The 13,550-nt window shown below is 57.8% G+C and carries 12 protein-coding genes and 1 pseudogene; 9 read left to right on the top strand and 4 right to left on the bottom strand.

The window, feature by feature from the left end; translation table 11 throughout:
- Positions 1 to 7 precede the first annotated feature (7 nt).
- The 8 genes from C1J02_RS13110 (at position 8) to C1J02_RS13075 (ending at position 6,935) form a co-directional block, all read left to right on the top strand.
- Positions 8 to 817 carry a glutamate racemase gene (locus tag C1J02_RS13110; RefSeq protein ID WP_114878980.1) on the top strand — a complete coding sequence of 270 codons (810 nt, stop codon included), beginning with the start codon at positions 8 to 10 and terminating at the stop codon, positions 815 to 817.
- Positions 818 to 853: 36 nt separating this feature from the next.
- Complete coding sequence (gene argC, locus C1J02_RS13105) at positions 854 to 1,882, top strand: N-acetyl-gamma-glutamyl-phosphate reductase (protein WP_114878979.1); 1,029 nt, start codon at positions 854 to 856, stop codon at positions 1,880 to 1,882.
- A 16-nt stretch (positions 1,883 to 1,898) separates the two neighbouring features.
- On the top strand, positions 1,899 to 2,342 hold the full coding sequence (gene ccmE, locus C1J02_RS13100; RefSeq protein ID WP_114878978.1) for a cytochrome c maturation protein CcmE: 444 nt from the start codon (positions 1,899 to 1,901) through the stop codon (positions 2,340 to 2,342).
- Positions 2,343 to 2,421: 79 nt separating this feature from the next.
- Entirely contained in the window at positions 2,422 to 3,033 is a 612-nt protein-coding gene (locus C1J02_RS13095) for a holin-associated N-acetylmuramidase (protein ID WP_114878977.1), read from the top strand.
- On the top strand, positions 3,024 to 3,599 hold the full coding sequence (locus tag C1J02_RS13090) for a holin family protein (protein WP_114878976.1): 576 nt from the start codon (positions 3,024 to 3,026) through the stop codon (positions 3,597 to 3,599). Before C1J02_RS13095 ends, C1J02_RS13090 begins: the two co-directional genes overlap by 10 nt.
- Positions 3,600 to 3,672: 73 nt before the next feature.
- A complete protein-coding gene (locus C1J02_RS13085) occupies positions 3,673 to 5,634 on the top strand; it encodes a heme lyase CcmF/NrfE family subunit (RefSeq protein WP_114878975.1) in 1,962 nt (653 codons plus the stop codon).
- Positions 5,631 to 6,083, top strand: a complete 453-nt coding sequence (locus C1J02_RS13080; RefSeq protein WP_114878974.1) for a cytochrome c-type biogenesis protein — start codon at positions 5,631 to 5,633, stop codon at positions 6,081 to 6,083. The genes C1J02_RS13085 and C1J02_RS13080 overlap by 4 nt, the downstream gene beginning before the upstream one ends.
- A 75-nt stretch (positions 6,084 to 6,158) precedes the next feature.
- Positions 6,159 to 6,935: an enoyl-CoA hydratase-related protein gene (locus C1J02_RS13075; protein ID WP_114878973.1), complete on the top strand. Its 777-nt coding sequence runs from the start codon at positions 6,159 to 6,161 to the stop codon at positions 6,933 to 6,935.
- Between the two features lie 23 nt (positions 6,936 to 6,958).
- Here C1J02_RS13075 and C1J02_RS13070 read toward each other — a convergent pair whose 3' ends face one another.
- From C1J02_RS13070 to gltX, 3 genes are all read right to left on the bottom strand, one after another.
- Positions 6,959 to 7,258: a hypothetical protein gene (locus C1J02_RS13070; protein ID WP_114878972.1), complete on the bottom strand. Its 300-nt coding sequence runs from the start codon at positions 7,256 to 7,258 to the stop codon at positions 6,959 to 6,961.
- 506 nt (positions 7,259 to 7,764) lie between these two features.
- Entirely contained in the window at positions 7,765 to 9,060 is a 1,296-nt protein-coding gene (locus tag C1J02_RS13065) for a citrate synthase (RefSeq protein WP_114878971.1), read from the bottom strand.
- Positions 9,061 to 9,173: 113 nt separating this feature from the next.
- Positions 9,174 to 10,574, bottom strand: coding sequence for a glutamate--tRNA ligase (gene gltX, locus C1J02_RS13060; RefSeq protein WP_114878970.1), 1,401 nt, complete (start codon positions 10,572 to 10,574; stop codon positions 9,174 to 9,176).
- An 85-nt stretch (positions 10,575 to 10,659) separates the two neighbouring features.
- On the opposite strand from gltX, the pseudogene C1J02_RS13055 reads away from it, so the two are divergent.
- A pseudogene (locus tag C1J02_RS13055) lies at positions 10,660 to 12,811 on the top strand (ComEC/Rec2 family competence protein).
- Here C1J02_RS13055 and lexA read toward each other — a convergent pair.
- Positions 12,775 to 13,476 (bottom strand): transcriptional repressor LexA, encoded by a 702-nt coding sequence (gene lexA / locus C1J02_RS13050; RefSeq protein ID WP_114878969.1) that lies wholly within the window; start codon positions 13,474 to 13,476, stop codon positions 12,775 to 12,777. The pseudogene C1J02_RS13055 and the gene lexA overlap by 37 nt on opposite strands.
- Positions 13,477 to 13,550: the final 74 nt, after the last annotated feature.

The following is a 13,550-nucleotide window of genomic DNA, read 5'->3' as shown; positions in this document are numbered from 1 at the left end:
TAGAACGATGGCAGTTGGCATTTTTGACAGTGGTTTGGGCGGGCTAACCATTCTGGACGCCGTACAGGCGCGCCTGCCTGACGTCGCATTCACCTATCTTGCCGACAGCGCGAATGCGCCTTACGGGGTGCGCACTGCGGATGATATTTATGAGCTGACCGTTGCTGCCACCCAGCGGCTCTTTGATGCGGGCTGTGATCTGGTTGTACTGGCGTGCAACACCGCCTCTGCTGCGGCACTGCGCCGGATGCAAGAGGGCTGGGTGCCTGAAGATAAACGGGTTCTGGGTGTTTTTGTGCCGCTGATCGAGGCGCTGACCGAACGCCAATGGGGTGATAATTCGCCACCGCGCGAGGTTGCGCTAAAGCATGTTGCCTTGTTTGCCACACCCGCCACCGTCGCCACCCGCGCATTTCAGCGCGAACTGGCATTTCGCGCCATTGGTGTAGATGTCGAAACGCAGGCTTGCGGCGGGGTGGTTGATGCCATCGAAGACGGCGATTTCATTCTGGCCGAAGCGCTGGTGCAAAGCCATGTGGACGCGTTGAAGCGCAAGATGCCGGAACCGCAGGCCGCGATCCTTGGCTGTACCCATTATCCGCTGATGCAAGAGGCATTTCAGCGGGCCTTGGGCGAGGACGTCAAGGTCTTTTCCCAGGCCAATCTGGTGGCAGATGCGCTGGCTGACTATCTGCACCGGCATCCAAACATGGGCGGCACCGGGCAGGCGGGTTTTCTGACCACCGGCGACCCGGCCCGCGTCAGCACCCGCGCCACGCAATTTCTGCGACGACCGTTGACCTTTACCGCTGCCTGACCGCACATACAGACACATTACCGACGGAATACAGACATGACACATAACATCGCCATTCTTGGCGCATCTGGCTATACCGGGGCTGAACTGATCCGGCTTATCGCTGGACATTCGTCTATGAAAATCAAAGCTTTGGGAGGCAACTCTAAAGCTGGTCAAAGCATGGCAGAGGTGTTTCCACACCTGCGCCATCTCGATTTGCCATCTCTGGTGACAATTGAGGATATCGACTTTTCAGACATTGATCTGTGCTTTTGCGCTTTGCCGCACAAAACCTCTCAGGAAGTGATTGCCGCTTTGCCGCAAGACCTTAAGATTGTTGATCTTTCTGCTGACTTCCGGCTGCGCGACCCAGAGGAGTACACCAAGTGGTATGGCAACAAACACGCCGCTTTGGCCCAGCAAGACGAGGCCGTCTATGGGCTGACCGAATTTTACCGTGAAGAGATCAAAAATGCCCGGCTTGTGGCCGGCACAGGGTGCAATGCCGCAACCGGGCAATTTGCGCTTAGACCTTTGATATCAAAGGGTGTTATTGATCTGGATGAAATCATCCTAGATCTAAAGTGCGCGGTTTCAGGTGCGGGCCGGTCTTTGAAAGAGAACCTGCTGCACGCAGAATTGTCCGAAGGATATCATGCCTATGCCATCGGTGGCACGCATCGGCATCTGGGCGAATTTGATCAGGAGTTTACAGCGCTCGCAGGACGTCCTGTCAAAGTGCAATTCACACCGCATCTGATCCCGGCCAACCGGGGTATCCTTGCCACAGTTTACGTTAAGGGTGATGCGCAAGTCATTCATGATACGCTGAAAAGTGCGTATGCCGGTGAGCCGTTTATCGAAGTATTACCCTTCGGCGAAGCGCCCAGCACTCGGCACATTCGCGGATCGAACTTTTGCCACATCGGTGTGGTGTCTGACCGGTTAGAGGGGCGTGCCATTGTAGTTGCGGCGCTTGACAATTTGACCAAGGGATCCAGCGGGCAGGCGTTGCAGAATGCCAATCTGATGTTAGGTATAGATGAAACCGAAGGGCTGATGATGGCCCCTTTGTTTCCATGATGGAAAACCTAGTCAGATGAAAAGCCTGAAAAAACAGAGACGTATCCAGATCATTGCGGTGGCGGCAGTGGCTTTGGTGCTGTCCACCGTGTTGATCGGCTATGCCTTGCGGGATGGCATCAACTACTTTCGCGCGCCCAGTCAGGTCATCGCAGAGCCACCTGGCCCCGACGAAGTGTTTCGCATCGGTGGTTTGGTTGAAGAAGGCACATTGGTGCGCGGCGAAAGCGAGACCATTCGGTTTAATGTGACCGACGGTGGGGCGACTGTTGTGGCGACATACACAGGTGTTCTGCCTGATCTGTTCGAAGAAGGTCAGGGCATGGTTGGTACCGGTAAATACATTAACGGTGTCTTTGAAGCCACTGAAATTCTTGCCAAACATGACGAAACCTATATGCCGAAAGAGGTCGTGGACGCCTTGAAGGCTCAGGGTGTTTATCAAGAGCCTGACAGCTAGGCAGCGTACGCTATCACAGCCATCCATTAACCCAATTGCGCCCAATCTTGCCGAAAATCAGCGGTAAGGAGCGGTGCATATGCAATCGGTCAAGGACATAGCCACAGCAATAGTGGCCCGGGAAGGCGGGTTTGTGAATGATCCCGACGATCCCGGTGGGGCAACCAATTTTGGTGTCACGATCCACACCATGCGGCGGTTGGGCTTGGATTTGACGGGCGATGGTCAGGTCGGTGTAGAAGATGTGCGCAGACTCACCCAGGGCCAAGCGGTTGAAATCTTTATCAAACACTACTTTGATGGCCCTTTGATCGGGCAGTTGCCGCAGGCCCTGCAAGCGACGGTGTTCGATATGTATGTCAACGCAGGCGGCAACGCTGTAAAGATCCTGCAGCAGCTTTTGCGCGAAATGGGGTATCAGGTTGCCGCTGATGGTGCGCTGGGACCTCAAAGCATTGGTGCGGTGCGCGATGCGATGCGCAAGGCACCCGACCATTTTGTAGATGCATACGGCATTGCCCGGCGCAACTATTACTTCCGACTGGCCGACCGCCGCCCCGCCAGCCGCAAATATGCCCGCAATCGGGCAGGCGGCAAGGGGGGGTGGATCGTGCGGGCCGAAGAATTCATAGGGCCGCAATACCACCTGACCAAAGCAGAGTTCGATGAAAGGATCGCAGCATGGGGTTGATTGAAAAACTCATCGGATTGGTTTTTGGCGGCGAGCGCAACGTGGTGCGCGACACGGTCGAGGTATTTCGGGAAAATGCCGAAGCCGGGGCCGCCCGCGGCGCACAGGTACAGGGACAGGGAATGGCCCAATACGGTGCTGAATTTGCGGTTGCGCGGCAGGGCGGGTTTGATCGATTTATGGATGGGGTCAATCGGCTGCCACGGCCCATGTTGGCGTTGGGGACATTGGGTTTGTTTGTGTCTGCAATGGTGAACCCTTTGTGGTTTTCCGAGCGAATGCAAGGGATTGCGCTGGTGCCAGAGCCGCTGTGGTGGCTATTGGGGGTGATAGTTTCGTTTTACTTTGGCGCGCGTCATCAGGTCAAAGCCCAGCAGTTTCAACGCGAGATTGTCGGAACAATGGCCCAGGTGCCGCAGGTTCTGGAGAACATCAAAACCATCCGTGCCCTGCGTGCCGACAGCGCGAAGGCTGCCGATACCGGGACCGATATGCACCTGTCAGTTGCGTCGATCATGCCAGGAGCCAATGCGGCGCTGGACGCGTGGCGGCGTGCCGCCGCCTGACTGCGACGCTTTGCACCGCTCAAAAGGTTAAATCGTGATGGCATAGGCGGCGGCGGCCCCCTATAGTTTTCTCATGATTACAGAATTGGGACATTTTTCGCTGATGCTCGCTTTTGGTGTCGCGATCATCCAGATGGTGGTGCCGATGATCGGCGCGCACCGTCGGTTGCCTGGGTGGATGGCCGTGGCCGAACCCGCCGCTGGTGCCCAATTTGCGCTGACCGCATTGGCGTTTGGCGCGCTGATGTGGGCTTTCATCACTTCGGATTTCAGCTTGCGGTTGGTGGTGGCAAACAGCCACTCGGCCAAACCCATGCTTTATAAAATCAGCGGCACATGGGGCAATCACGAGGGGTCGATGCTGCTTTGGGTGCTGATCGTGACGCTGTTCGGCGCAATGGCGGCATGGTTTGGCGGTGGATTGCCGCCCACATTGCGGGCACGTGTCCTGTCGGTGCAGGCGGCGATCGCGGTGGCGTTTTTTGCTTTTATCCTGTTCACTTCGAATCCATTTTTACGCCTTCCCACACCGCCCTTTGATGGCCGTGACCTGAACCCGCTTTTGCAGGACCCCGGTTTGGCGTTCCACCCGCCGTTCCTTTACCTTGGGTATGTCGGGCTGAGCATGTCATTCAGTTTTGCCGTGGCCGCACTGATCGAAGGGCGCATTGATGCCGCATGGGGGCGCTGGGTGCGGCCATGGACGTTGGCGGCGTGGATATTCCTGACCATTGGCATCGCGTTGGGGTCCTGGTGGGCCTACTATGAATTGGGATGGGGCGGGTTCTGGTTCTGGGACCCTGTCGAGAACGCCAGCTTTATGCCGTGGCTTCTGGCCGCCGCCTTGCTGCATTCGGCCATCGTCGTCGAAAAACGCGAAAGCCTGAAAAGCTGGACGATCCTGTTGGCGATCCTTGCGTTTGGGTTTTCGTTGATTGGCACGTTCATCGTGCGCTCGGGGTTGCTGACCTCGGTTCATGCCTTTGCAAATGATCCAGAACGTGGCGTTTTCATTCTGGCAATCATGGCGCTTTTCATGGGCGGTGCGCTGGTGCTTTTCGCGCTGCGCGCCGGCGCTATGGAGGCCAAGGGCGTCTTTGGTCTGGTCAGCCGCGAATCCGCTTTGGTGGTGAACAACCTGCTGCTGGCTGTCGCCTGTTTCGTGGTGTTTGTCGGAACCATGTGGCCGCTGCTGGCAGAGATGTTTTTTGACCGCAAACTCAGTGTTGGGCCGCCGTTCTTCAATGCGGCCTTTACGCCGTTTATGGTGGCACTTGGGCTGATCATGCCCATTGGCAGCGTGATGCCCTGGAAACGAGCATCGATCGGGCGTGCGCTTTGGCCCTTGCGCTATGTGTTTGTGCTGGCCTTGGCGGTGGCTGGGCTTGCCTTTGCCCTGCAAACCGGGCGCAGCATGCTGGGACCGATGGGGTTGTTTCTGGCGGCCTGGCTGATCATGGGGACAGGGGTTGAGCTCGCTTTGCGGACGGGGCGTGGGGCGCACAGGCTGAAACGGCTGCGCCGTCTGCCGCGCGCTGACTGGGGCAAGGCCACGGCGCACGCTGGGTTGGGTGTGACCATCGCCGGGGTTGCGGGGCTGACAGCATGGAGCATGGATGACCTTCGTGTGGCGCAGATTGACGAGCCCTTTGATGTTGGCAGCTACACCTTGACCCTGACTGCGGTGGACGAAGTGCGCGGGCCGAATTACCTGTCGACGATGGGACAGGTGACACTGGCCCGAAACGGGCGCGAGATTGCGCAATTGCGGCCTGAGAAACGCTTTTATCCCGTGGCCCAGATGCCGACAACCGAGGCGGCGATCGACTATAATCTCGCACGCGATGTCTATGTTGTGATTGGCGACAAACAGGATGGCGGCGGATGGGCTGTGCGTACGTACATCAAGCCGCTGACCAACTGGATATGGATTGGCTGTGCAATGATGGCGCTGGGTGGTCTGCTGAGCCTAACCGACAGGCGTTTTCGTGTCGCGGCAGGTGCGCGCAAATCCCAGGCGGTGCCTGCGGAATGAAGCGGCTGATCCTGATCTTGATGCTGTTGGCAACGCCGTTGATGGCGGTGGAACCAGACGAGGTGCTAAGCGATCCGGTGTTGGAGGCGCGGGCGCGTGAAGTGTCCAAAGGGCTGCGATGTCTGGTGTGCCGCAACGAGAGCATTGATGAGAGCAATGCGAGCCTTGCCCGTGACCTGCGTGTGCTGCTGCGCGAGCGGCTGGTGGCGGGCGACAGTGACCAACAAGCGGTTGATTTCATCGTGGCGCGTTATGGTGAATATGTCCTGCTCAAGCCCGACACACGCGGCGCGAACTGGCTGCTGTGGGCCGCGGGGCCGTTGATGCTGCTGGTGGCGGGGGGCGTTGGTTTTGGATATCTGCGCAGCCGCTCAAAGGCGCTACCAAAGGAAGAAACGCCGCTGAACGATGATGAAGCAGCGCGGCTGCGCGATATTTTGCGGCAATGACGTGCGGTTTTGCTGGTCAGCACCTGTGGCTTTGTTAAACCTGCATTAAATCCGCGTGAATAAGGGGCAAAACCGATGGAATATCAGACAATCACTTATGATCTGGCCGAAGGCGTTGCCCTGATCACCTTGAACCGCGCGGACAAGATGAATGCGTTGACCACCCAGATGCGTGCGGAAATCGCCCATGCCGTCAAGCAAGGGGGCGAAGAGGCGCGGGTTGTGGTCTTGACCGGCGCGGGGCGCGCGTTTTGTTCTGGTCAGGATCTGGGCGACCGCGCCAATTCATCGTCCATTGATCTGGAGCGGACCTTGCGCGACGAATATGCGCCGATGTTGCGGGCCATTGTGAATTGTCCGGTGCCCACAATTGCTGCGGTGAATGGGCCGGCTGCTGGGGCCGGGGCCAATCTGGCGCTGGCAGCAGATGTGGTTTTTGCCGCTGAGTCCGCCTATTTCATGCAGGCTTTCACCAAAATCGGGTTGATCCCGGATGCGGGCGGCACCTATGTGCTGCCGCGTCAGATGGGCACGGCAAAGGCAATGGGCGCGGCGCTTTTTGCCGATAAGATATCGGCACGTCAGGCCGATGATTGGGGCATGATATGGGAAGCGGTGCCAGATGCGGATTTCGATGCGCATTGGCGGGCCAAGGCGGCGCATCTTGCGGCGGGTCCAACGGCGGCTTACAGCGCGGTCAAAGCTGTGTTGCGCGGATCATGGGACAATACCTTTGAGGATCAGCTGACCTTTGAGGCGCAGGAGCAAGGCAAATGCGGCAAATCGCGCGATTTCAAAGAAGGCGTTCTGGCATTTGTTGAAAAACGCAGCCCATCGTTTGAAGGGCGCTGATCGCTCGCGGGCTCTTTGAGCTTTTAGCTGGAGCGTTCCACCAACAGCACATTTTCAGCGCTGGGTGCAGGTCCGGATGTGCATGCGACAACGGCGACGGCAATGCCATCTGCAAGAACCGTGTGCACAAATCCTGAAACCTGCATGATGGTGATCTCTGGCGGGGTCTGGCCCTTGTCATAGACAACCGCAACCTGATCACAATCATGCAACAGGTCAGGCACCAAAGCACCTTGCGGACATTGCTGAGCAGCGCCACCCACAGGCATGAGGCTGGCGGCATGATCCCAGCGAAATTGGCCAGACTGTTGATTCGATCTCATGGAACCACCTTCCTGTCAGAGAAAGGCAGCCACGTAGGATCAATGGCAGGCAGTGACGCAAACTTGCGGACCGGCGCATCAGATCGCGCCCAAAAACGCCTCATGCCAGAATACATTTTTACCCCCATACTTCGCCCACCTTTGCCATCGAGGTTTGAACCAGGATAAAGTTAACTAGCGATGGCAAATACGGTCAAGCGGACGGCGTTATTGTTGGAATTGGCGAAACAATGACACATTTTTGCCCTGTTTGCGGGGTCTGTGTTTCGATTAAGGCATTGGTAACAGAAACAATTTGCTGAACCAGGCAGGATTATATCCAAACTGTCCGAGCGACCAGAAACAGTGATTCTCTACTTATTGTGAGTGTCTGGGCGTTTCTGTGATGCATCGGGTGACACTGCTGTTCAGCATTGGCCGGGCCGGACACGCAAGACCTGTAAGACATCAGACAAACGAAAATGCCCCGACAAAAGCCGAGGCATCCCTATCATGTGTTCAACTGATCAGCGGTTTTCAATATCCACGTAATCGCGTTTCGTTTCACCCAGATAAAGCTGGCGCGGACGGCCAATCTTGTTCTGTGGATCGGCGATCATTTCCTTCCACTGGGAAATCCAGCCAACTGTGCGCGACAGGGCAAAGATGGGCGTGAACATCGACGTCGGGAAACCCATCGCTTCCAGAATGATCCCGGAATAGAAGTCCACATTCGGGAACAGTTTCTTCTCTGAGAAGTACGGATCTTCCAGCGCCTGTTTCTCAAGCTCTTTGGCGACCTGCAGGATCGGGTTGTTGTCAATACCCAGCAGTTCCAGAACCTCGTCAGCGCTTTCTTTCATCACCGTGGCGCGGGGATCGAAGTTCTTATAGACCCGGTGGCCAAAGCCCATGAGACGGAAGGGATCGTTCTTGTCCTTGGCGCGGGCGATGAATTCGGGAATGCGGTCAGGTGTGCCGATTTCCTTGAGCATCTCAAGACAGGCCTGATTTGCGCCGCCATGCGCAGGGCCCCAAAGGCAGGCAATACCGGCCGCGATACAGGCAAACGGGTTCGCGCCTGACGAAGATGCCAGTCGGACGGTGGATGTGGATGCGTTTTGTTCGTGGTCCGCATGCAACGTGAATATCCGGTCCATCGCGCGGCTGAGGATTGGGTTAACCACGTATTCCTCTGCGGGCACGGCAAAACACATGCGCAGGAAGTTTGACGCGTAATCCAGATCATTGCGCGGGTACACAAACGGCTGACCAATTGTGTATTTATAGGCCATCGCGGCAATGGTCGGCATTTTTGCGATCAAACGGATCGACGCAACCTCGCGCTGGTGTTCGTCTGCGATATCCGTGCTGTCGTGATAAAACGCGGACATTGCACCAACAACGCCAACCATAACCGCCATTGGATGTGCGTCACGGCGGAAGCCACGGAAGAAATACATCATCTGTTCGTGGATCATGGTGTGGTTTGTCACCAGCGTCTCGAAATCCTCAAGCGCCTTGGGCGAGGGGAGTTCCCCATAAAGCAGCAGATAGCACACCTCGAGATAGTGAGATTTGCCTGCAAGCTGATCAATCGGATAGCCACGGTGCAGCAACACGCCTTCTTCACCGTCAATAAACGTAATTGTGCTGTCGCAGGCTGCTGTTGAGGTATAGCCCGGGTCGTAGGTAAAAACATCCAGCTGGCCGTAAAGCTTGCGAATATCCAAAACATCCGGGCCCACGGTGGGCGATAGGATTGGCAACTCGTAATTGTCGCCGTCGATGGTCAATGTCGCGGATTTCTTTTTCTCAGCCATGAAGTCCCTTCCCGAATGTTGGCTGCGGGTATCTTCCCGCCGTCTGGGCATGGCCCCTCGGGGGGCTGCCTTGTCTGTTATCTTACTCAACCTTGCTGCGGGGTTAACCGATGTCAGGCCGCTGCGTCTGTTAGCCGGGCAAGAGTTTCATCACGTCCCAACACAAGCATCATGTCAAAAACCGATGGGGTCACCGCGCGCCCTGCAAGGGCCGCACGCAAAGGCCCTGCCAGCTTGCCGAATTTGGTTTCTTTCGCGGCAGCAAAGCCGTTCATCACCTCTTCCAGCGTTTCTTTGTTCCAGCTAGCATTTTGCAGATGCGGCGTCAATTCAGACAGCATACCACGGGATACATCATCAAGGTTTTTTGATGCCTTGTCATCCGGGGTAATCGGCCGGGATGTCAGAACAAAATGTGCTTTTTCAAGAAGTTCCGGCAATGTCTTCGCCCGTTCTTTGAGACAGTAGAGCGCCGCCTGGAATCCGGATGACTGTGCGGAAGTCAGCGCAGGCAATCCAGCCGCAGCCAGGTATGCCTCGCATTCGCGCCGCAATGCGGCATCATCTGCAACCGCGATATGCTGGCCGCAGATATTCTCAAGCTTCTTGATGTCAAATTGCGCCGGGCTGCGGCGGATGCCATCCAGGTCGAACCATTCCATGGCTTGCTTGTCGGTAAAAAATTCGTCGTCACCATGGCTCCACCCCAGACGGGCAAGATAATTGCGCATGCCAGCGGCGGGATAGCCCATTGCCTGATATTCCTGTGCGCCCAAAGCCCCGTGGCGTTTGGACAGCTTTTTGCCATCAGGCCCGTGGATCAGCGGGATATGGGCCCAGACCGGTACATCCCACCCCATGCCGTGATAGATCATCATTTGCCGCGCGGCATTGTTGAGGTGGTCGTCACCGCGGATCACATGGGTCACGCCCATGTCATGGTCATCCACAACCACGGCCAACATATAGACCGGCGTGCCATCAGACCGCAGCAACACCATGTCATCAAGTTGATCGTTCTGAATGGTCACGTCACCCTGCACCGCGTCACGGATCACGGTTTCGCCTGTTGTTGGTGCTTTGATACGGATCACATAGGGCGCATCGGGATGGTCGGCAGGGTCGGCATCGCGCCAGGGGGATCGGTAAAGCGTGCTGCGTCCTTCGGCCTTGGCGGCCTCGCGAAAGGCTTCAATGTCGTCTTGGGTTGCGAAACACTTGAAGGCCGCCCCTTTGGCCAGCAATTCATTGGCCACTGCAGCGTGGCGCGGGGCGTTTTCGAACTGGCTGACGACATCGCCGTCATGATCAAGGCCAAGCCAGGCCATGCCTTGCAGAATTGCAGAGGTCGCTTCGGGCGTGGAACGTGCGCGGTCGGTGTCTTCGATCCTGAGCAGAAACTTCCCGCTACGGCCCCGCGCATAAAGCCAATTAAAGAGTGCCGTGCGCGCGCCACCAATGTGCAAAAATCCGGTAGGGGACGGGGCAAAGCGGGTGACAACGGGCAAAGACATGGATGGCTGACTTTCTGTTCAGGATGTAGAGTGCGGGGAGGCTTGTTTGGTGCGCGCTTATCCTCGCGTTTACCTTTTGCTAACCATGAACCCGCTAGAGTCTCACGTCTGTCTAAACAGTGCATCAACCGGGGGCAAGCATGGGGCGAACTGCGCAGATGACCGCATCGTTCCTCATCCCGTTGGCATCTCTCTTTCCCAACCAACGCGGCATGTTGATCGGCTGGGTTCCCGTTTGCCTTGCGGCGGGCATCGGAACCTATTTCAACATTCTGACAGAACCATCGTTTATAATGTTTGCAGGCCTTTTCGCCTTGATGCTGGTCTTTGCCATCTTTGGGTGGTGCTTGCCCGAAGCTGTGTCACCAATGGCCGCTGGTATTGCGCTCTGTCTGGCCGGGTTCATCATTGCGGGTGTGCGAACCCATCATGTCGCAGGGCCGGTCCTTGGCTGGCGTTACTACGGCGCGGTTGAGGGGCGGGTGGTCGCAATGGATCGCAGCCAGTCTGACGCGCTGCGCCTGACGCTTGATCAGGTCCGCCTTGACCGGGTGCCGCCGCACCGCACGCCGGACCGGGTGCGCATCTCTTTGCATGGTCACGCGGTGGGCGGGATTACCCCCGAACCGGGGCTGCGGGTGATGACAACCGCCCATCTGTCGCCACCTTCGGGACCAGTTGAACCGGGGGGCTTCGATTTTCAGCGCCATGCGTGGTTCGCAAGATTGGGGGCCGTGGGCTATACCCGCGTGCCGCTGGTGGGCGCTGCGCGCGCCGAGGCGGGGCATGCGGGGCTTGCGGTCTTTCGCATACGTATGGCGGCATCAGCCCGTATTCAGGCCGCTCTGCCGGGGGACATCGGCGGGTTCGCGACTGCCATCACCACCGGGGATCGCAGTGCAATCAGCCAAGGGGCGCTGGATGATCTGCGCGCCAGCAACCTCGCCCATCTTTTGGCGATTTCGGGGCTTCATATGGGGTTGGTCACGGCAGTGGTGTTTGGCGCGCTGCGGCTTTTGCTGGTGGCCGTTCCGCGCATCGCCCTGAATTGGCCAACCAAGGGCATCGCCGCTTGCGGCGCGCTGATCGCGGCGTCGGGCTATCTGGCGCTCTCGGGCGGCAATGTGGCCACGGAACGCGCCTTTGTCATGGTTGCCGTCGCCTTGGGGGCGCTGATGATCGGCAGGCGGGCCATTTCGCTGCGTGCTGTGGCGGTGGCGGCGATTATTGTGCTGGTCTTGCGGCCTGAGGCACTGATGGGTCCGGGGTTTCAGATGTCTTTTGCCGCGACAACGGCGCTTGTGGCTGTATTTGGCTGGCTGCGCGGCGTTGAACTGGCGTTCATACCGCGTTGGCTGCGCCCTGTGATGGCTGTCTTTGTGTCTTCTGCCGTGGCGGGTATCGCCACGGCCCCGATTGCCGCGGCGCATTTCAACGCGATTGCCCATTACGGGCTGATCGCCAATCTGATGTCCGTGCCGCTGATGGGAATATTGGTGATCCCGGCGGCGGTCGCTGCGTTGGTGTTGTCGGTTTTCGGTCTGGAATGGATCGGATTATGGGCGATGGCGCTGGGTCTGCGTTGGATTTTGGGCGTCGCACATGAAGTCGCGGGCCTTGATGGCGCGCGGGGATTTGTGCCGGGGCCGGGGGCATGGGTTTTGCCCATGTTGGCGCTTGGGTTTTTGTTCCTGATTTTGTGGCAAGGTCGTCTGCGCTGGGGTGGCATCGCGGCGATGGCCTTGGCCTTTTTGCTGTGGCACGGGGCTCAACGGCCCGGTGTCCTGATCGCGGACAACGGAACGCTGGTAGGGTTGATGACCCCTGCGGGGCGTGCGTTGAGCAAGGAAAAGGGGGCCGGGTTTGTTGCGCGCAACTGGTTGGAAAATGACGGAGACGGCGCATTTCAGGAACAGGCCGCCGCGCGCTGGTCAGGGGGCCAGGTCATCCATTTGTCGGGCAAACGGGCCGTTGCAGGGTTTGCCGGATGCAGCGCGGGTCAGATCGTTGTTACCTCTGTTCCGGCCCCGGATCTGGCAAAGTCAGACTGCGATGTGTTTGACCCGGACCGCCTGAGACAAACAGGATCGGTTGCACTCAATCGCACCAAGCAGGGTTGGCAGATGATCACAGCCCGCGATCTGGCTGGCGAACGACCCTGGACCAACTGGCCCAAGCCCGATCAGGGGCAACTTGCCAGTCAATATGTGCGGATCAACCCGACCAGACGGCCCTGAACCTTGATCCTGTTGGACGGCAGCACCGTTGGCTTGTAAGCGGGGTTCGCCGCCTCAAGAGCGATGGAAGAACCGCTGCGCCGGAACCGCTTTAGCGTGGCTTCGCTGTCATCGACCAGGGCCACAACGATGTCACCATCGTCTGCCACGGATGTTTCGCGGATCACCACGACATCGCCATCGTTGATCCCGGCGTCGATCATCGAATCACCCTTCACCTCAAGCGCGTAATGTTCACCAGAGCCCGCGATCATGCCGTTGGGCACTGAAACGGAATGGGACACATGGCTGATGGCATCAATCGGGACACCGGCCGCAATCTGACCCATCACAGGCAATTCAATCGCGTGCACGGTGGATGTCGGCATAGACGCAGGGGGCCGCGGCACATCGGGGCGATCCCCATCAATCACCCGCGGCGCAAAGCCGGGATTGGGCAAGCCGCCAAGGCTTTCAGGGAGTTTGACCACTTCGATCGCGCGGGCGCGGTGCGCCAGACGGCGGATAAAGCCGCGTTCCTCAAGTGCTGTGATCAGGCGGTGAATGCCGGATTTAGACCGCAAATCCAGGGCCAGCTTCATTTCATCAAAACTGGGCGGGACGCCATCGCGTTGCACCCGTTTGTGAATAAACGCCAGCAGATCGAGTTGTTTCTTGGTCAGCATTGGGCATTTTCCCTGAACAGTGGTTTTGATTTGTTCTAGGGATGTTCTTGTTTTGTGTCAACGAATTGTGTGAA

The sequence above is a fragment of the Sulfitobacter sp. SK011 genome (assembly GCF_003352065.1).
GTDB lineage: Bacteria > Pseudomonadota > Alphaproteobacteria > Rhodobacterales > Rhodobacteraceae > Sulfitobacter.
This window is presented reverse-complemented; position numbering and strand designations above follow the sequence as displayed.